11 protein-coding genes are annotated in these 20,211 nt (G+C 51.4%); 8 read left to right on the top strand and 3 right to left on the bottom strand.

From position 1 onward, the window contains the following. Positions 1 to 57: 57 nt before the first annotated feature. Entirely contained in the window at positions 58 to 363 is a 306-nt protein-coding gene (locus FJM65_RS04145) for a hypothetical protein (protein WP_140619760.1), read from the top strand. A gap of 473 nt (positions 364 to 836) precedes the next feature. On the opposite strand, the gene FJM65_RS04140 is transcribed toward FJM65_RS04145, so the two are convergent. Continuing rightward, a complete protein-coding gene (locus FJM65_RS04140) occupies positions 837 to 1,784 on the bottom strand; it encodes an EamA family transporter (protein ID WP_140619758.1) in 948 nt (315 codons plus the stop codon). A gap of 255 nt (positions 1,785 to 2,039) precedes the next feature. Between FJM65_RS04140 and FJM65_RS04135 the strand changes: the two genes are divergently transcribed. The 7 genes from FJM65_RS04135 (at position 2,040) to FJM65_RS04105 (ending at position 18,225) form a co-directional block, all read left to right on the top strand. Beyond that, a complete protein-coding gene (locus FJM65_RS04135) occupies positions 2,040 to 4,496 on the top strand; it encodes a bifunctional UDP-N-acetylmuramoyl-tripeptide:D-alanyl-D-alanine ligase/alanine racemase (RefSeq protein WP_140619756.1) in 2,457 nt (818 codons plus the stop codon). Between the two features lie 329 nt (positions 4,497 to 4,825). Further along, complete coding sequence (locus tag FJM65_RS04130; protein ID WP_140619754.1) at positions 4,826 to 5,068, top strand: FeoA family protein; 243 nt, start codon at positions 4,826 to 4,828, stop codon at positions 5,066 to 5,068. Between the two features lie 8 nt (positions 5,069 to 5,076). Then, on the top strand, positions 5,077 to 7,230 hold the full coding sequence (gene feoB / locus FJM65_RS04125) for a ferrous iron transport protein B (protein ID WP_140619752.1): 2,154 nt from the start codon (positions 5,077 to 5,079) through the stop codon (positions 7,228 to 7,230). Between the two features lie 710 nt (positions 7,231 to 7,940). Next, positions 7,941 to 11,156, top strand: a complete 3,216-nt coding sequence (locus FJM65_RS04120; protein WP_140619749.1) for a SusC/RagA family TonB-linked outer membrane protein — start codon at positions 7,941 to 7,943, stop codon at positions 11,154 to 11,156. Between the two features lie 10 nt (positions 11,157 to 11,166). After that, a complete protein-coding gene (locus tag FJM65_RS04115) occupies positions 11,167 to 12,603 on the top strand; it encodes a SusD/RagB family nutrient-binding outer membrane lipoprotein (RefSeq protein ID WP_140619747.1) in 1,437 nt (478 codons plus the stop codon). Positions 12,604 to 13,425: 822 nt separating this feature from the next. Beyond that, positions 13,426 to 16,707 (top strand): SusC/RagA family TonB-linked outer membrane protein, encoded by a 3,282-nt coding sequence (locus FJM65_RS04110; protein WP_140619745.1) that lies wholly within the window; start codon positions 13,426 to 13,428, stop codon positions 16,705 to 16,707. A 33-nt stretch (positions 16,708 to 16,740) separates the two neighbouring features. Continuing rightward, positions 16,741 to 18,225, top strand: coding sequence for a SusD/RagB family nutrient-binding outer membrane lipoprotein (locus tag FJM65_RS04105; protein WP_181163631.1), 1,485 nt, complete (start codon positions 16,741 to 16,743; stop codon positions 18,223 to 18,225). A gap of 175 nt (positions 18,226 to 18,400) precedes the next feature. Here the strand turns inward: FJM65_RS04105 and FJM65_RS04100 are convergent, their stop codons facing one another. Next, entirely contained in the window at positions 18,401 to 19,117 is a 717-nt protein-coding gene (locus FJM65_RS04100; RefSeq protein WP_140619741.1) for an SAM-dependent methyltransferase, read from the bottom strand. A 301-nt stretch (positions 19,118 to 19,418) separates the two neighbouring features. Then, positions 19,419 to 20,189, bottom strand: coding sequence for an alpha/beta fold hydrolase (locus FJM65_RS04095; RefSeq protein ID WP_140619739.1), 771 nt, complete (start codon positions 20,187 to 20,189; stop codon positions 19,419 to 19,421). Between the last annotated feature and the right edge of the window lie 22 nt (positions 20,190 to 20,211).

Below are 20,211 nucleotides of genomic sequence, written 5' to 3'. Positions count from 1 at the left end.
AACCTAATTAGCACAGAGGCCGTTAGAAATAGCCGAAGAACTAATTAATCAAGAAACATGAAGACATCATATATATTAAAAACCGGCATGGCGCTGGCATTTGCGAGCGTTGTTAGCTTCGGTTGCAGCCAGAGTGCTGAGAATATGCAGGAAGAAAAAGACACTGGAACCTCTGAGGCAGTTGTGGAAGGTGACGAAGACGCTGCCAACCTGAGCAACCCACGTCCGGCACCTATCGGCGACACAGCCGTAACAGGTGAGCAAGCCGACCAGTTCGGCAATCTGCCTTCTAACGTAGACACCGCTGCCCGCGAGATGGAACAGCTGGATGAGCGGAAAGAAAAAGGCACCACCACGAATTAAATTATAAAATCACACATGAAGCGCCTCCCCAGTTAGGTTTGGGGAGGCGCTTTTGTTTGCGGGATGTGCTACCCCACCCCAGCCCTCCCTTAAAAACAGGGGAGGGATTCTGCAGTACCGGATCAAACCACCCCTACCCCTCCTTGTCCAAGGAGGGGAACTCTGTTCCAGTTGCATCAGCCGTGGCTATCGAATTTGATCCCAGCCTTTGGGTTGAGCGCCTTGTGCATGTTGCGGTGCCGCGCATGCGGCAGCCGGAGCAGAGCGGAGGCAGCTTCAGGCACACAGCGCGATGCCCGAAGGCGAGGCCTCCCGGCCTTGAGGGCACCAAACAGAAATGAAACAACAGCCCATGTAAGACTGCGGATGAACAGCAGCTAGAAAGTATAGCTTGTGTCAAAATGTAAGCAGCAGCGGCTATAGAAGTATAAAGGCACAAGCGGACGCTTGCGCAAGCATAATCCATGACAAACCTACTTCCCCACAGCCGTAGTCCCCACAGGCGGTATCACTAGTCCGTCGCCCCGTTTCTTGCGGCCTTTCAGGTTAAGGTTATAGATGATCACGGAGATAAAAATTAGGGCGTAGGCCGCTACCTTGGTACCAGTAGTATGCTCACCGAAGTATAAAAAGGCCATCACGAAGTTCAGGATCGGGTTGATGTACATCAGGATGCCGATGGTGCCAGAAGTAAGTTCTTTCAGGGAGAACAGGTTCAGGAACAGCGGCAGCACCGTAAAGCCGGCGCTCAGCAAACCCACCTGCAGGAAGAAGTGCGTGTCCAGCTGCGCATTGCCGCCGGTAAAGAAAGTATAAAACGGCCCGATGAAGGCAAAGGCAAGCAGCAGCTGCAGCTTCAGGAGCACGATCTTGTCGTAAGCTTTCAGGATGCGCTGTGTGATGAGGTAAAAGGCGTAGCTTAGGGCAATCAGTAAACTGAACAGCAGGCTGGTGATCTCGCCGCTTCCTACCAGCGCACAGCTCAGGGCGCTCAGTCCGATGGCCAGCCACTGATTCAGCCGCAATTCCTCCTTCAGCAAAAGAAAGCCTAAAACAGCCGTAAGGATAGGGCAGAGCAGGTAGGAGAAAGAGCCGGTCTGAATATCGATGTGATTGACCACATAAATGAACGTCAGCCAATTGGTGGTAAGCAGCGCCCCGCCCAGGAAAGTATAAAGTATAAACAGGCGCTTCTCGCGTGGTGCCGATGCCTTCAGTTGCTCCAGCGTGGCCAGCAGTTGCTTGCGCCGAAACAACAGCGAGATAACCAGCAGCAGCCCCACCGACAGCGCCACCCGAAAGTACAGAATCTGTCCGCTAGGGTAAGCCGCCAGCGCCTTCAGCGGAAACGGGATAAAGCCCCAGATTATAAACGCCGCCAGTCCCGCCGCGTAGTATGGTTTGGTGTTGGTAGTGCCCATGGTAAAGAACTGAAAAGTATAAAAGTGCGCAAAGGTAAGTTTAATTGTTGGATGCTAATGGTTGATTGTTGGATGGTTAAATTGTTAATTGTCTGAATGAGAGTTTGCCGGATGAAAGGATGCGCAGGATTGAAAGGATGCACGATTCGGACAGGTTGCGACCTGTCCCTACAAACAAAACTTTCTAACCTTCTAACTTTTTAACTTTCTAACTTCCCCGCCTATCTTTAGTGCCCGAAGTATAAAGTATAACGCATGCTCACGTTTCAGCAGCTACCAAGTATAACCCAAGGCAAACTGGTGCAGTTCACGCAGCCACTGCCTGTGGTGCACCTGCTCACCGACAGCCGTAAGCTCTCGCAGCCGGCGGGCTCAGTGTTTTTTGCCATCCGGGGCAAGTATAACGATGGGCATAAGTACCTGCCGCAGCTGTATGCGCAGGGTGTGCGGGCTTTTGTGCTGGAGCAGGGCGAGCCGGAGGAACTGAAGCGGCTATACCCGGAGGCAAACATCCTGCAGGTAGAAAGCAGCCTGGAGGCGCTGCAGCAGCTGGCGGCGTGGCACCGGGCGCAGTTTTCTATCCCGGTGATTGGTATAACGGGCAGCAACGGCAAAACCATTGTAAAGGAGTGGCTCTCGCAGCTGCTGAGCCCGGATGAACTGGTGGTGAAGAGCCCGCGCAGCTATAACTCGCAGTTGGGCGTGCCGCTGAGCGTGTGGCAACTGCAGCCGAATCATACCCTGGCTATTTTTGAGGCTGGCATCTCGCAGCCCGGCGAGATGGAGAAACTGCAGCCCATCATCCGCCCAACCATCGGCATCTTCACCAACATCGGCACCGCCCACGACGAAGGCTTTACCTCCCGTGAGCAGAAGGTGCAGGAAAAGCTGAAACTGTTTAAGGAGGTTGAGCTGCTGTTTTACTGCTCCGACTATGAACTGCTGCATCAGGCCGTGCAGGCGCAATGTATAAATTCCTTTACCTGGAGCCGACAAAACAAGGAAGCCGAACTATTCATCAGCGCCACCACGACGGCCGGCCATAAAACCATAGTGGTCTATACTTTTGATGGTGAGAAACAGCGTTTGGCTATTCCGTTTACCGACGAGGCCTCGGTTGAGAATGCGCTGCACTGCCTGGCTATACTGTTGCACCGCCGCCTGCCGCTTTCTGAGATTCAGGACCGGCTGGACCGCCTGCACCCCGTGGCCATGCGCCTGGAGATGAAGGAGGCTATCAACGGCTGCTACCTCATCGACGATACTTACAACTACGACCTGGCCGGCCTTGCCATCGCCTTGGACTTGCAGGCAAGTCAGCCGCAGCGGGGGCAGCATACGCTTATACTTTCGGATGTGCTGGAGTCGGGGCTGCCGGAGCAGCAGCTGTACCAGAAAGTGGCAGAGCTGGTGCAGGCGCACAGGGTGCAGCGGTTGCTCGGCATCGGGCCCACCATCAGCAAGTATAGCCACCTTTTCCCGCGGGCAGTATTTTATACTTCCACCGCTGATTTCCTGAAGGCGTTTAGCCCTGCTGAGTTCCGCAATGAGGTGATTTTGGTGAAGGGTGCGCGCGTGTTCGGGTTTGAGAAGATCGTGCAGGCCTTTCAGCAGAAGGTGCACGGCACGGTGCTGGAGGTGAACCTGGATGCGCTGGTGCACAACCTCAACTACTACCGCTCCAAACTCGCCCCGGACACCAAGCTGATGGTGATGGTAAAGGCCTTCGCCTACGGCAGCGGCAGTTTCGAGGTGGCCAACCTCTTGCAGTTCCACCGCGTGGATTACCTGGCCGTGGCATACGTGGATGAGGGCGTGGCGCTGCGCGAGAATGGTATCACGCTGCCGATCATGGTCATGAACCCCTCGCAGGATAGCTTTGTGAAGCTGCGGCAGTACAACCTGGAGCCGGAGATTTACTCGCTGGAGCAGCTGCAGGACTTTGTAAGTATACTGGAGCCAAACGCAAAGTATAAAATCCACCTGAAACTGGACACGGGCATGCACCGCCTGGGTTTTGTGCCGGAGGATTTCGAAGCGCTGTTTGCCTTGCTGGAACAGCACCCGCAGCTGCAGGTGGCCAGCGCTTTCAGCCACCTGGCCGGCGCCGATGAGGCCGTGCACAACGATTTCTCGCAGCTGCAGATCTCCAGGTTCAGAAGTATGGCCGCTGCGCTGGAAGAGCGCCTGAAGTATAAAGTCATCAAGCACATCCTCAACTCGGCGGGCATCGTGCGCTTTCCGGAGCACCAGCTGGACATGGTGCGCCTGGGCATCGGCATTTACGGCGTGGAAGCCACAGGAGCAGAGCAGGAGGCGCTGCGGCCGGTAAGTATACTTAAAACCACCGTATCGCAGGTGAAAGGTATAAAACAGGGCGAGACCGTAGGCTATAGTCGCAAGGGCATAGCTGATACCGACAAAACCACGGCCACCATCGCCATTGGCTATGCCGACGGCTACGACCGCCGCTTTAGCAACGGAGTGGGGCAGGTGCTCATCAACGGCCGCCGCTGCCCCATCATCGGCAACGTGTGCATGGATATGTGCATGGTGGATGTGACGGGCGTTCAGGTTAAAGCCGGCGACACGGCTGTTGTTTTCGGGCCGGAGTTGACGCTGACGGAGCTGGCGCAGCGCATCGGCACCATCCCTTACGAGCTGCTCACCAACGTCAGCACGCGGGTAAAGCGGGTGTTTTATTCGGAGTAAGTTTAATTGCTACATTGTTAAATGGCTAAACTGTTTAATTGTTGGTTGTTGATTGTTAATTGTTGAAAAGCAGACTGGAAATGCGTGCTTCTAGTTCCCCCTGTGTTTACAGTTGCGGAATAAGCTAGTAGTTCGAAATAGCAATTTAACAATTAAGCCACCCAACAATCAACGATTAACCACCACCACTAACAATCAGCAATCAACAATTAAACAATTTTGCAATTACTCCCGCCATTAAATCAAATCTTTTGCTTTAAAGTTGAACACCTTGTAACTTGCGATTGTTTATAAACAGTCTAAATAAAGAGAGGAAACAGGTGCAGCACATGGCAGAGAAGCACGAAGAGCGCAAATCGGTACGCGACATGAAGATAGGAGAGCGGGGCGTGATCTGCTGCCTGCAAGACCCTGAAATGGGCCTGAAACTGCTCGAAATGGGCTGTATTCCCGGTACGGAGATCAAGATGAACAGCCGTGCGCCGCTCGGCGACCCTATCACCATCATCGTGAACAACTACACCCTCTCCCTGCGCTTAGACGAAGCCGAGACTATTTTACTCAAGCAGTAGACTTTTTCATGACTGTAGCTACCCAACCCGAAATAAAACCGGCAGAGCGTACTTCTGCCAGGCCGGAGGAGGTGAAAATTGCCTTGATCGGCAACCCCAACTCTGGCAAAACATCGCTTTTTAACCAGCTTACCGGCCTCAACCAAAAGGTGGGCAATTTTCCGGGTGTTACAGTTGATAAGAAAACAGGTTACAGCCAGCTTACCCCGGCTATCCGGGCCGAGATCATCGACCTGCCGGGCACCTACAGCCTGTACCCAAAATCGTTGGATGAGCGCGTTATCACGGACCTGCTCTACGACCCTACCTCCAAGCACTTCCCGGACCTGGTTATTGTGACCGCCGACGCCTCTAACCTGAAGCGCAACCTGCTGCTGTTTACGCAGCTGGCCGACCTGCAGCTGCCGGTGGTGCTGGCCCTGAACATGGTGGATGTGGCCGAGCAGGAAGGGGTGAAGATTGACGTGGAGCTGCTGCAGCGCGAGCTGGGTGTGCCGGTTATCCCCATGAATGCCCGCAAAGGCGTTGGGGTGGCTGCCCTTAAAATTGTGATGACCCAGCAGCTGAACGCAGTGGAGCGGCCTTTCTTTACGATTCCCGCTGATTTGCAACCGCTGCTGCAAAGTATAAAAAGCCGCTTCAGCCTGAGCAACGATTACCTGGCCCTGCAGTTTGCCCACCAGTATAAAAGCCTCAAGTTCCTGAAAGAGGAGGACCTGGCCTGGCTGGGTGAGCAGTTGGAAGCTGCCGATTTTAAGTCTAACGCGCGGCAGGCCGATGAAACCATCGCCCGCTACACCCGCATCAACGAGCTGCTGCTGGATGCTGTGCGCGTGGAGAAGGCGGAGAAAGACGAGAAGTTCAGCAACCGCCTGGACCAGATCCTGACGCACCGGGTGTTTGGCTACCTCATTTTCTTTGCTATACTTTTTCTCATCTTCCAGGCTATCTTTGCCTGGGCCAGCTACCCCATGGATCTGATCGACGGCGGCATTGCCGCCCTGAACAGCCTGATCCAGGAGAACTTTAGCGGACCGTTGGTAAACCTTTTAACTGAAGGCGTGATTGCCGGCCTGGGTGGCGTGCTGGTGTTTGTGCCGCAGATTGCCATACTTTTCGCCTTTATCGCCATATTGGAGGAGACCGGCTACATGGCCCGCGTTACCTTTATGATGGATAAGATCATGCGCAAGTTCGGGTTGAACGGCAAAAGCGTGGTGCCGCTTATCTCGGGTGTGGCCTGTGCCGTGCCTGCCGTTATGTCGGCGCGTACCATCGAGAACTGGAAAGACCGGATGATCACGATCTTCGTGACGCCGCTCATGAGCTGCTCTGCCCGCATCCCGGTGTATACCGTGCTGATTGCGCTGGTGGTGCCCGATAAGTACTACCTTGGCTTCCTGAACCTGCAGGGCCTGGTGCTGATGGGCCTCTACCTGATCGGCTTCCTGGCAGCCATATTTTCGGCGCTGCTGCTCAAGGTTATCCTGAAGGCCCGCGAGCGCAGCTACTTCATCATGGAGTTCCCGACCTATAAGATGCCGCGCTGGAAAAACGTGGGCATTACGATTGTGGAGAAGGTAAAGGCATTCGTGTTTGAGGCCGGTAAAGTGATCGTGGCCATCTCGGTTATACTTTGGGTACTGGCCTCTTATGGTCCCGGCGATAATTTTGAGCAGGCCGAGCAGCGGGCGCTGCGCGAGGCAAAAACAGAAGGACTCACGGAAGTGCAGACCGAGAACAGAATCGCATCCCACCAACTGGAGTCTTCTTACGCAGGCATTGTGGGCCGTTCCATAGAGCCAGTCATCAGGCCGCTGGGCTACGACTGGAAGATTGGCATAGCGCTGCTTACCTCCTTTGCCGCCCGCGAGGTGTTTGTAGGCACTATCTCCACTATCTATAGTATAGGTGAGGAGGAGAACGTGACAACGATAAAGGAGAAGCTGATGGCGGAGAAAGACGCCAACGGCGACCCGTTCTTTACGCCGGCCCGTGGCTTCTCGCTCATGATCTTTTACCTGTTTGCCATGCAGTGCGCCAGTACGCTGGCTATTGTCCGCCGCGAGACGAAAAGCTGGATGTGGCCTGCCGCCCAACTGGTGTACATGAGTGGGTTAGCCTATGTTATGGCGTTTATAGTCTTTCAGTTATTTAGTTGATTTTATTTTAAATAAAAATAGTTATATATTAAACCAAAGAGCCCGGAAAGTAAGTCCGGGCTCTTTGGTTTTACAGCCATTCTTAACCTGCTCCAACCAGCAAATTGCTATCCTACAGCCACTTACTCTCTTAAGAATTAAATAAAACTGCAACCGCAGAAAGCTTAATATACGTATAAAACAAGTGTAACTATAATAACTAATAATTGTAATATATTGTCGGTTATTTATAGCAAAATGCTGATTATTAGTTTATTATGTGTTTTGCTGTGCGGAGTGCAACAGGAAGCATGAGAAGACTTTGTGAAGAGGTTGCACCAGTGTTATATTTAAATATTTATATTATTTAGGGGTTTCAGTTGTTTAGAGATGAACGTATGAAACAAACTTTACTTCTTTGTCTGGTGCCTTCTGTGCACCATGTGTAGTTATCTGCTTAGTATAAGTCTTCGCTGTAAAACTCTTATTACAAAAGACATACATGGTTAAGGTGCAGCCTTAGCGGGACAGCAGCCTTTATCCCTCTGTCGAAAACAGTATCTTTTTCACTTGCCCGAGTGCCGCATGGTGCGGCTACTGAGGTGCTTTTCTTCCCTTGGCACTTATGTGCCTCTGCGCTTACGTTGCGCCCAGACCTCCCCCTTGTCTTGTGCTGATTAGCTACTGATTTTTTACCGCCTTATCTAAACTACACTTTAATCTAAAACACAATGAAGAAAGTTCTATTCCTGAGTCTTTTGCTTGTGTCGGTCCTGCTGCATCAGGCCATGGCACAGGTTAGGACCATCACTGGTAGGGTAATGGATGCTACTACCAACCAACCGCTGCCTGGCGTAGCGGTGATCGTAAAGGGTACCACGGTGGGCTCTACAACCGGAGCCGAAGGGGAGTACTCTATCAATGTGCCGGAGGGAGGCAACACGCTGGTGTTCCGCTTTATCGGCTATCAGACTGTTGAGCGTGCCATTGGCAATGAAAACACAATTGATGTAACACTGGCCACTGACACAGAGCAACTGGAAGAGGTTGTGGTAACGGCCCTGGGTATCGAGCGAACCAGAAACGAGCTGGCATATTCGGCCCAGGAGGTTAGCGGAGACCAGGTAACCCGAACCAGAAGCAGCGATTTTGTGAACACGCTATCAGGCAAGGTGGCCGGCCTGGACATTCGGTCCAACAACACCATGGGCGGTTCCACCAACGTGATTATTCGGGGTTACTCCTCCATCACCGGTAATAACCAGGCCCTGTTCGTGATAGACGGCGTGCCGGTAAGTAACGCCAACAACAACACCGCTGACCAGCAAACAGGTAGGGCAGGTGCCGACTTCGGTAACGCCGCTGCCGACCTGAACCCGGACAATATTGAGTCGGTAAACGTGCTGAAAGGTGCGGCGGCAACAGCCCTCTACGGTTCGCGCGCAGCCAACGGTGTGATCATGATCACCACCAAAAAAGGCCGAAAGAACGATCTGAACATAACCGTGAACAGTGGCGTAACCTGGAGCCACATAGATGAGAGCACTTTTATCAGGTATCAGAAGGAGTATGGCGGTGGATATTTTCAGGGCTTCCGGGCACCCCAGGACTTAGGCAGCGGCGAGGCACCGGTAGTGCGCTTCCAGGATGATGCCTCTTACGGCCCCAGGTTCGACCCGAACCTGCAGGTGTACCAGTGGGATGCCATCGATCCGTTTCACCCGAACTTCGGTAAAACAAGGCCATGGGTAGCCGCCGACAATGACCCCAGTACTTTCTACGAAACAGGGGTTAACTCCAACCAGAGCATTATTGTGAGCGGCGGTGGCACCAACACCACCTTTAACGTTGGCTATACCCGCAACGACATTAAAGGCAACCTGCCAAACAGCACCATCGACAAGGACCTGTTCAACTTCAACGGCACGTTCGACGCTACCGAGAAGCTGGCCGTGAGTGCCTCCGCCAACTATACACGGGTAAAAGGTGTAGGCAGGTATGGTACCGGCTATAACGGACGTAACCCAAACCAGCAGTTCAGGCAGTGGTGGCAAACCAACGTGGACATTAAAGAGCAGGAAGAGGCTTATTTTAGGAACCGGCAGAACATTACCTGGAACTGGAATGCCAGCAACACCGGGCCTATCTATTCTGATAACCCCTACTGGTCTAGGTTCGAGAACTTCTCTAACGACAGCCGCGACAACTTCTACGGTTATGGTACTACTACCTATAAGTTTACCGATTGGTTTAACGTAATGGGGCGTGTTGCCATCAACACCACCACCGACTTTCAGGAAGAGCGTGTGGCGATAGGCAGTGCAGACTTGAGCGACTATACCCGGTTTAACAGAGATTTTAACGAAACGAACTTTGACCTCATGTTAAACTTCAAAAAGGATATCACCGAGGATATCAGCTTTACGGGTTTGCTGGGGGGAAACCTGCGCAGGGAGCGCATGAACTCTGTGAGGGCATCTACGAACGGTGGCCTTGCAGTGCCAGAGCTGTACTCGCTTTCGAACACAGTAAGCCCTATTGAGCCTCCTGTGGAAGACTCCTGGCGCAGAGGGGTTGACGGCATCTTTGCCAATGCGAACTTCGGCTACAAAGAGATGCTGTTCCTGGAGCTATCCGCTCGTCAGGATAAATCCACCACATTGCCGGAGGATAATAACTCATACTTCTACCCTGCTATTGCGGCCAACTATGTCTTCTCTAACGCGCTTGATGTAGACTGGCTGTCGCATGGCAAGGTGCGTGTAAACTATGCAGAGGTAGGCAACGATGCGCCTCCTTTGAGTATCCTGAGCGTGTACGACAAACCAACCGGCTTCGGCTCGGTGCCGCTGTTCTCTCTTCCTAACATTAAAAACAACCTGGAGCTGAAGCCTGAGCGGCAGAAAAGCTTTGAGGCTGGCGTGGAAGCAGAGTTCTTCAACAGCCTGTTTGGGTTTGATTTTACTTGGTACAAGTCTAATACCGTGGATCAGATCATACCTGTAAGCACTACCTCGGCAAGTGGTTATACACAACGATTCGTGAATGCCGGAGAGGTGGAGAATAGGGGCTTTGAGGTAACAGCTTTCGTCACTCCTTTTCAGGGCGACTTTACCTGGAACTTAAACCTGAACTTCTCGCGCAACAGAAACGAAGTGCTTAGTTTGTACCAGGACGTGCAGAACATATCGTTGACAACTTTATCTCTCCAGGGTGGCGTTTCGCTCAACGCGGCAGTAGGCGAGCCTTACGGCATCATCAGGGGCAACGACTTTGTTTACACCAACGGGCAGCGCACCGTTAACTCGGATGGCTACTACTTGGTTACTCCGGGCTCCAACGCGATCATCGGTGACCCTAACCCCGATTGGTTGGGCGGTATCAACAACACACTTAGCTACCGGGGCATTTCCCTTGGCTTCCTGATCGATATTCGCCAGGGCGGCGACATCTTCTCGCTGGACCAGTGGTACGGCGAGGCAACTGGCTTGTACCCCCATACGGCAGGTCTGAACGACAAAGGCAATCCTTCCAGGCTTCCTGTTGCAGAAGGCGGTGGTATACTTTTACCAGGTGTTAAAGAGGACGGCTCTCAGAACGACATCTATGCAGAGAACCAGAATGGCGACGGCCTGACTCCTTTCGGATACGCTGCTAATAACTATGTAGGCGCCCCAAGAGCCTGGTATGTATTTGATGGCAGCTTTGTAAAGCTACGCGAAGTGGCTCTGACATATTCGCTGCCTCAGTCGCTTCTCGAGAGCGTTGACTTTATAAAAGGTGTGGATCTGCAACTTATAGGCCGCAACCTGTGGATCATCCATAAGAACATGAAGTACTCTGACCCGGAAGAAGGCCTGAGCTCAGGCAACGCTGCCAGAGGCTACCAGAGTGGTGCTTATCCGGCTGTAAAAACTTATGGATTTAATGTTAGGTTAAATTTTTAAAGATCAGGAAATGAAGAAGTATCTAATATGTATATTCTCGCTGGTGCTGATATCATCATGCGTGGATAGCCTGGACGACTATAACGTAGACCCGAAGCGAGCCACCGAGGCGCCGCCGGCTACCTTGTTTACAAATGCTGTAAAGAACCTGACGGATGTGCTGACAACGCCCAACGTAAACACCAACAACTACAGGTTCTATGTGCAGCACTGGACCTCGACCCAGTACCTGGATGAGCCAAGGTATAACATGACCTCGCGCATTATCCCGCAGAACATGTGGCAGACCTTATACCGCGACGTGCTGGCAGACCTGAAAGAGGCCGAAAGAATACTGGCGGAGGATGAGCTACTTGCTCTTGCTGTTAAAAACAACCAGTTGGCCCAGATAGAGATCATGCAGGTGTATACTTGGTCTGTGCTGGTAACCACGTTCGGCGACGTGCCTTACTCACAAGCGCTGGACCCGGAAAATGCCCTGCCGGCGTATGATGATGCCCAGACCATATACAACGACATCCTGTCAAGGCTAGACACGGCTTTGGGGCTTATTGACCCCACTGTCCCCGGGATTGATCAAGGGGATGTACTGTACGGTGGAAACATGGATCAGTGGGTGAAGTTTGGCAATTCGCTAAAGCTAAGGTTAGCGATGGTGATTGCGGATGTAGACCCGGGCAAAGCCCAGACGCTGGTGGAGGAGGCTGCACCAAATGTGTTTGAGTTTAATGAAGATAATGCCGCCTTCCCATACATGAGTGGTCCGCCAAACAACAACCCTGTTTCCGCGAACATAAACCCGATCTTTACTTCCAGGCAAGACTATGTAGCAGCCAGCACCCTAGTGGATGTGATGAATGAACTGGACGACCCCAGAAGACCGTATTACTTTACTACCGTAGACGGTGAGTATATAGGAGGCAGGTATGGCTACCCCAACTCATACTCTAGCTTCTCCACAGTGAGTGATCTTATCATAGAACCATCGTTTGAGGCTTTGCTATTGGACCTCTCAGAGGTTGAGTTCCTGCTGGCAGAGGCTGTGGAAAGAGGCTATAACGTGGAGGGCACTGCGGAAGAACACTACAATGCTGCCATTATAGCCTCTATAACCTATTGGGGAGCCTCAATGGCTGAGGCTGAGGCCTATTTGAACCAGCCTGGTGTGAACTACAACACTGCCCCCGGCGATTGGCGAGAGAAGATCGGCACGCAGAAGTGGATTGCGCTGTACAACCGCGGGTACGAAGCATGGCTGGAGTGGAGGAGGCTGGATGCCCCAGACCTGCAGCCACCGGTTATTGAAGGAGCTTCCCAATTAACGATACCCACCCGCATGATCTACCCCATAAACGAGCAAACGCTTAACCCGGAAAACCGTGAAGCAGCTGCATCAGCCATTGGCGGCGATGAAAGCAGCACGAAGCTGTTCTGGGATGTGAGGTAGGCGCTGAACCAGATGTCATTTAAAAATACGATTGAATACTAGGTAGTAGTCTTCTTCATTGGAAAAGGCTTCCGGGTTCCGGAAGCCTTTTCTTTTGCCTGTAGTTGGAGGAGCGTGTGCTGTGCTGGCCCGGCGCTGCGATTAGGGCAGAAGGGGAAAAGCCCCTAAAATAGGGTGGATGTGCTTCTAATAAGGAAGTTAGGTGTAAAAGTATGGGAATAATACGTCCCTTGTGTTGCTTAGCAACTTATTTCCCCTAGTTGCTGTATAAGCATAAATCAAAAAAAAATATGTTTTGTTCTGTATTGTTGCCACGCAAACCATATTGCTTCAATAAAATTATTATTGCCACTATCGGAGGTATAAAATGTTGGGATATAACGCATTGTGCTGGTTTATAGCCGATTGGCGTTAAAACATTAATATGCGACTATAAATAAATCTACGGATAAGCATTTGTTAATTTGAAGCCTTTTTGATAAACTTGTTGATAAGTCTCACCTTAAACAAACATTTTATGACAGAAGCTTTACTACTTGGGGCGCCCCTAGGGTGCTGTACACATCCCCCCTCTTTAACACCTATATCGTAACGGTTCGCTGCTTGCCAGGGTAATCCCTGCGCACGGGCAGTTATACCTGATGTTTGAAAGCATTGGCGTTGTTCCTGCTGGCTTTGCCGGCCAGGCAATACCCCGTTTTCGGACAGGGACAGGTATGCCTTATGCCTGCTGTTGCGACCGCTGAAGATTTGAACCTCCACTAAGGCTTAGCGCCTTGCTTAGAATTTTTAACCTAAACTCTCACTTTAAACTAACACACAATGAAGAAAATTCTATTTCTGAGTCTCTTGCTTGTGACTGCCCTGATACATCAGGCCATGGCACAGGTTAGGACCATCACTGGTAAAGTGACAGATGCTGCTACCAGCCAACCACTGCCAGGTGTTGCGGTAATCGTTAAGGGGACCACTGTGGGCACCACAACCGGTGTTGACGGTGCTTACTCCATTAACGTGCCACAAGGAAACAACACGCTGGTTTACCGCTTTATCGGCTACACAACTGTAGAGCGTGCCATCGGCAATGCGAACACAGTAGATGTGGCTCTCTCTACTGACACGGAGCAACTACAAGAGGTAGTAGTAACAGCTCTTGGTGTAGAAAGAGAAAAAAGAACAGTAACGTATGCTACGCAAGAGGTTCAGGCGCAGGACCTGAACATTACACAGAACGTAAACATCAAGGATGCACTTGCCGGTAAAGTAGCGGGTGTGCAGATCAACGGACAGGCCGGTTCTAAGCTGGGCGAGTTCGGTAAGATCCGTATCCGTGGTGCCATCTCCCTGACAAGCGACAAAGATCCGTTGTACATCGTTGACGGCGTGCCTTCTGACCCTAACCAGGTGGATATGGAGAACGTGGAGTCTGTGAACGTACTGAAAGGACCAAACGCGACTTCACTTTACGGCCAGCGCGCTGAGGCCGGTGTAGTAGTTATCACTACAAAGAAAGGCTCAGGCAACATATCTGTAGAAGTTGCCAGCTCTACTACGTGGGATAAAGTAGCTTACCTGCCTAAGTATCAGAACCAGTACGGTGGTGGTTACGATGGTGAGGCCTCTTTCGGTACATTCAACTATGGTGCCGGTGCGGAGGGCGAGCCTTACCCATCAGAGTGGCAGGTGTTTGACGGCAAGCGTTACCTACTTTGGGATAACAACTATGCTGACGAGAGCTGGGGACCAAAATTCGACGGCCAGGAGTATGTGCCATGGTATGCATGGTGGCCTGGAAGTGAGGAAAACCCGAACCCATACTTTGGCCAGACTGCTAAGTATGAGGCGCAGCCAGACAACATCAAGAACTTCTACGACACAGGTGTAACAAAGAAAAACACTATCTCTTTTGGTGGCGGTAACGACAAGTATAACGCTCGTCTGTCTTACACTAACCTGGATCAGCAGGGTATCACACCTTATACTGACCTGAAGAGACACTACATTACGACTAACTTCGGTTTCAACGCTACTGAAAAGCTGCGTGTAGATGCCAACATTCGCTACACAAACTCTATCGTTAGAGGCGACCAGGAAGACGGTTATGGTAACCAAACTTCCGGCTCATTTAACTCCTGGTTTAACCGTAGCGTAGACACTGATAAGCTGCGTGAGTTGAAAGACCTGCAGACCCCAGGTGGTTACTCTGCTTCTTGGAACTGGTGGGGACCAGACTACTATACTTACTATGGTGGTGGTTTCCAGAAGCCAGCTTTCTGGTTCAACCCATATACCTTCCTGGATCGTTATGACCAGAAGAAAACCCGTAACAACGTTACCGGTAACCTGACTGCAGCTTACAGCTTCAATGATAACTGGACCCTGTCTGCTTCAGCAGCTAGAACCTCTACAGAGTACCTGTCTGAGTTCTACTTCCCGTTCTCGCTGTCTAACTCAGCCGCGCCAGAACTGTACAACGCGTGGAGCAATGCTTTCGGCCGTACCGAAATTGCTGAGGCAGAAAACAACCTGAGCTCTAGCTTGCGCTATGAGAATGAGTTCGGCGACTTCGACGTGAGCGCTTTTGTAGGTGGTAACCTAAGAAAAGATACTCGTGATGATTTTTACGCTAACATGTCTCCAGGTGCTAAAACTGGTGGCCTGATCATCCCTGACACATATATCTTCTCGAACGCAGGTATTACGCCATCGCCGCAGACTTACCTTGAAGACAAAGAAGTACGAAGCATCTACGGTAGTGCCTCTATTGGTTTCAGAGACATGTTATATGTGGATGCAAGCTTAAGACAAGACTGGAGCTCTGCACTGCCAACAACCAAGAATGGCTACAATTATCCAGGTATCGGTGCCAGCTTTATCTTCACTGAGCTGATCGACGGCTTCGACGCCCTGTCATTCGGTAAGGTAAGAGCAGGTTGGGCACAGGTTGGTAGCGACGTAGATGCGTTACGTATCAACCCAGTTTATTCTCTTGGCGCTCAGCCTTGGGGTGGCTCTAACCTGTTAGCTTATGTGCCAACCCTGCTGGTTGATCCGAAAATCAGACCTGCGACAAACACCTCTTTTGAGGCTGGTTTTGATGTACGTTTCCTGAGCAACAGAATTGGCGGTAGCTTCACTTACTATGATGAAACTCGTGAAGATGAGATCATCCCTGTAAGTATCTCTACAACTACTGGTTACTCATATTACCTGACTAACGCCGGTGCTTCTTCCAGAAAAGGTGTTGAAGTTGCCATTGACGGTGACGTGTTTAAGTCTGACAACGGCTTTAACTGGAACATCCTCGTGAACTATGCCCGCAACAGAACTAGTGTAGATGAGTTGCCAGAAGGCTTGGACGCTATTTCTGCGCCAGGTGGTAGCGATGACTGGCAGTTTGTATCAGTTATACATGAGCTTGGTAACAACTGGGGCCAGCTAAGAGGTATTGGCTTTGCTACTGACGACAACGGCAACCGCATCGTGAACTCTAACGGCCTGTATGTAACGGAGTCTAACAAATACTTTGGTTCTGTACTGCCAGACTTTACTGGTGGTGTGCTGAACAGATTCAGCTACAAAGGCCTGTCGCTTACTGCGGCTATCGACTTCCAGAAAGGTGGCAAGTTCTTCTCGCTGTCTGAGCAGTGGGGTTACTACTCAGGTCTGTTTGAAGAAACAGCCAGCACAAACGACAAAGGCAACAACGTGCGTGACGCAGTTGCTGACGGTGGTGGTGTGCACGTAGTAGGTGTATCTCCAACTGGCGAAGCCGTGGATACTTATGTAGAAGGCCAGAGCTATTATCAGCAGTTTAACGCAAACTCTATCGCCGAGCCATTCATCCACGATGCCAGCTTCATTAAGCTGAGAGACATTAACCTGTCTTACGACCTGTCTAGCCTATTTAAGGACGGTGGCCTGAAGAACAACGTGATCAAAGGCGCTACCATTGGCGTAGTGGGCAGAAACCTGTGGCTGATGTCTGTATCTGACGACAACTATCACCGTTGGGATCCATCTGAGCTTTCTCAGACTTACGGTGAGAACGCGCAGCTGCCAGGTACAAAGAGCTATGGTGTAAACGTTAGACTGACATTCTAAAAATTACGAATAATGAAGAAAAGATTTATATACATGGCATTAGGGCTTGTGCTTGCGCAAGGTTTTAGTGCCTGCGAAACGGTAGACTTCGGAGATATCAACGAAAACCGTAACGGTGCTAGTGAGGCGTATCCGGCAGGTTTGCTGGCTGGTGCGATTCAGACATTCGCAACTCAAACTGGCCGCCAGGGTGTTCTGAACCCAACCCTTTATGTGCAGTACCAGTCTCAGGTAACGTATACAGACGAAATGCTGTATGCCGAGACTCCGGCTTCCTGGGCTACATACTATAACCGTATACTGCCAAACCTTACCACAGTAATTAACATTGCCCGTGATGAGGAGCAGCGTACGCCAGAGTTGGCCGCGCAGGGCGATCCGGACAACCAACTAGGTGTTGCCCTGATCTTCAGAGCGATGGTGCTGAAAAGGCTGACGGATAACTGGGGCGACGCTCCATTGTCTCAGGCACTGCTGGGCATAGAGAACCTGACGCCGGCGTACGATTCGCAGGAGCAGATCTACATGCAGCTGATCGCTGACCTGCAGGAAGGCCGCGATCTTATTAAAACAGGCGCCGATGCTCCGGTGGGAGATATCCTGTACGGCGGTGACATGGCTAACTGGCAGAAGCTGGCTAACTCTTTGCTGATGCAGGCTTCCCTGCAGCTTTCTGAGGTAGACGCAGAGTCTTCTATCGACGCGGTAGGTGTGTTTAACGATGCTTTGAATCACGAAGCTGGTGTGATAGACGAAGTAAGCGAGGAAGCATGGTTCAAGTATGAGGCACTTACTGCGTACCAGAACCCATTCAACCGCAACAGAGCGGCTGACTACTTCCTGGCAGACGAGTTTGTGGATGCCCTGCAAGGCGACCCAATGGGTGCGGAAGGTTCTCTGAACCCAACCTCTAACACTACCTTTGATGCCCGTATCTATGCTTACGCTACCGACGCTGAGTTGGAAGGTGTACCTTACGGCTACAACGATGAGACTGGTGCAGGCAGAGCGAAAGCATCAACTTACGTTTGGTCGGCAGAGGCTTCGCTTCCTGCAATGACGGCAGGTTATACTTACCTGAACAGAGCTGAGGCAGCACAAAGAGGCTGGACAAATGAGGTAGCTGCAGATATGCTTGTAAAGGGCATTGAGCTGTCTTTCCAGACTTGGGATGAAAGAACCGGCGAGGATATTGCCAGCGGTGCAGAAGCTTACGCTGTAGCCCGCGTAGCCGATGCTTTAACGGCTGAAGGTGGTATGCTGCAGGTAATTGCAGAAGAAAAGTGGAAGGCGCTGTTCCCGCAAGGCTTTGATGCCTGGGCAGAGTGGAGGAGAACAGGTTATCCTGAGCTGACTCCTGCTGCTGACGCGCTGAACGACGGTGCTATTGCCAGAAGATACGATTACCCAGTTGAAGAGACTACGCTGAACAACGCGAACCTTCAGGGTGGTATCTCCGGCCTGGCTCCGGCTGCAGACAAAAATACTTCCCGCGTTTGGTGGGACGTTGCTGAATAGTCTGCCAACGCATACTGTTTAAAACCATGAGAAATAAAGTAGATAGATTAGAATACTAGGTAGTAGTCTTCTTCATTGGATAAAGGCCTTCGGTTTCCGGAGGCCTTTTCTTTTTGCCCACAAAAAAGCCTTAGCTAACTTTATAGCTAAGGCTTTTTTATTTGCTTCAGCTCTCTTATCTATAAATCAAAAAGACAGTCGGTTGTTTATGGATGTCGGGCAGCTTGCCGCGCCACTGGCTTATACTTTTGGTTTGAATAAACTCATGCTCTGGGGAGGTGATGTTGGCGGCGATGCAGAGCTTGGTGTCGGGGTGGAGGGTGGCGAGCAGGTCATCGAGCAGCTTGTTGTTGCGGTAAGGCGTTTCCATGAAGATCTGGGTCTGGTTGCGCTGCTGCATTTCCTTCTCCAGTTGCCGCAGCGCCTGCAGCCGGTCGCGCTTATCAATGGGCAGGTAGCCGTGGAAGCAGAACTGCTGTCCGTTAAAGCCGCTGGCCATCAGGCTCAGCAATATGGCCGAAGGGCCGGCAAATGGCACTACTTTTATACTTTTCTGGTGCGCATGCTTCACTACCTCCGCGCCGGGGTCGGCCACGCCGGGGCAACCCGCCTCCGATATAACGCCGGCATCCATGCCTTGCTCCAACAATGGCTTTAGTGAGGCCTGCACCTGTGCCGCTGTGGCGTCTTTGTCTATCTGCACAAACTTCAGCTGCTCAATCACCAACTCCGGGCAAATGCTTTTTACGTAGCGGCGGGCGGTGCGCAGGTTCTCCACAATAAAGTAGGTCATTTGCTGCACCGTTTCCTTCACCTGCGGCGATATTACCTGGTCTTGCGTGTTGTCTGCCAGTACAGTGGGGATTAAGTATAAAGTGCCAGTTTTCTTCATGGGGCAAAGGTAGCTGTTAATTGTTGGTTTGTTTAATTGTCAAATTGTTGTGAACGCCAGCAACTGAAACTGCCACGGCTTTGGAGCAGTGGCAGTTTCATGTCTGAATACATATATAGGGGCCCTACCCCAAGGATTTACAGGTTTATAGGATGGACAGGATTGCCTGCTCATGACTCTCCGGCAAAAGTAGAGACGCATTATTTTGCGTCTGTCATGCTATAGGAATAGATGAATCAGTGTGAAATCAGGTTCTACAGTTTAATCCTATACATCTTTCTAATCCCTTTAATCACCGGGCCTAGTCGGCTTCCAGGAAAGTGGTAACAAGATCGTATACTTTGTCTGGCGCCTCGGCGTGAACCCAGTGGCCTGCCTCCGGTATGGTTTCTACCTCTACCAGCGTAAACAGGTGCTCAATACAGCCATAGATGTCCTCCTGCTTAATATAGCCAGACCTGCCGCCTTTAATAAACAGCGCATGCTTTTTAAACGGTACGTCAGCGGTGATGGCGGCGGCTATGTGCTCGTAATTCTTCTCCAGGGCATCAAGGTTCATGCGCCAGCCAAAGGTGCTGTCTTCCTTGCGGTACAGGTTTTTCATCAGGAACAGGCGCACTTCCTCCTCGCTTATACTTTTAGCCAGTTGGGCGTCTATCTCGCTGCGGCTGGTGGCAGTGCTCAGGTCCACCGACTGCAGCGCGTCGATGATCTCATCGTGGTGCGGCGGGTATGCCTTGGGGGCAATGTCTACTACAATCAGTCGGGTGAGGCGGGTGGGGTATTTAAGCGCATACTGCATGGCAACTTTACCGCCCATAGAGTGGCCCATAATAGCCGGTGTCGGAATGCCTAGCTCATCCACCAGTTGCAGCACGTCGTCGGCCATGACGTCATAGTTATGATCTTCGCTGTGCGGGGAGCGGCCGTGGTTGCGCAGGTCCACCAGAAAAACATTGTAATGCTCTGCCAGCCGTTTGGCCAGCGTTGCCCAGTTATCCAACGTGCCAAACAAACCATGCAATATCAGCAGCGGTTGGCCATGGCCCATTTCTTTATAGTGTAGTTTCATTTGTTCAGGTGCTATTTAACTT

Origin of the sequence: Pontibacter mangrovi (assembly GCF_006385705.1) — a bacterium.
Lineage (GTDB): Bacteria > Bacteroidota > Bacteroidia > Cytophagales > Hymenobacteraceae > Pontibacter > Pontibacter mangrovi.
Note: the sequence above shows the minus strand (reverse complement) of the source record. Positions and strands in the feature narration are given on the sequence as shown.

What these genes read in the sequence shown, in the direction of transcription:
- FJM65_RS04145 (WP_140619760.1), top strand. Translation starts at nt 58, where the DNA reads ATGAAGACATCATATATATTAAAAACCGGCATGGCGCTGGCATTTGCG.
- FJM65_RS04140 (WP_140619758.1), bottom strand. Translation starts at nt 1,784, where the DNA reads ATGGGCACTACCAACACCAAACCATACTACGCGGCGGGACTGGCGGCG.
- FJM65_RS04135 (WP_140619756.1), top strand. Translation starts at nt 2,040, where the DNA reads ATGCTCACGTTTCAGCAGCTACCAAGTATAACCCAAGGCAAACTGGTG.
- FJM65_RS04130 (WP_140619754.1), top strand. Translation starts at nt 4,826, where the DNA reads ATGGCAGAGAAGCACGAAGAGCGCAAATCGGTACGCGACATGAAGATA.
- feoB (WP_140619752.1), top strand. Translation starts at nt 5,077, where the DNA reads ATGACTGTAGCTACCCAACCCGAAATAAAACCGGCAGAGCGTACTTCT.
- FJM65_RS04120 (WP_140619749.1), top strand. Translation starts at nt 7,941, where the DNA reads ATGAAGAAAGTTCTATTCCTGAGTCTTTTGCTTGTGTCGGTCCTGCTG.
- FJM65_RS04115 (WP_140619747.1), top strand. Translation starts at nt 11,167, where the DNA reads ATGAAGAAGTATCTAATATGTATATTCTCGCTGGTGCTGATATCATCA.
- FJM65_RS04110 (WP_140619745.1), top strand. Translation starts at nt 13,426, where the DNA reads ATGAAGAAAATTCTATTTCTGAGTCTCTTGCTTGTGACTGCCCTGATA.
- FJM65_RS04105 (WP_181163631.1), top strand. Translation starts at nt 16,741, where the DNA reads ATGGCATTAGGGCTTGTGCTTGCGCAAGGTTTTAGTGCCTGCGAAACG.
- FJM65_RS04100 (WP_140619741.1), bottom strand. Translation starts at nt 19,117, where the DNA reads ATGAAGAAAACTGGCACTTTATACTTAATCCCCACTGTACTGGCAGAC.
- FJM65_RS04095 (WP_140619739.1), bottom strand. Translation starts at nt 20,189, where the DNA reads ATGAAACTACACTATAAAGAAATGGGCCATGGCCAACCGCTGCTGATA.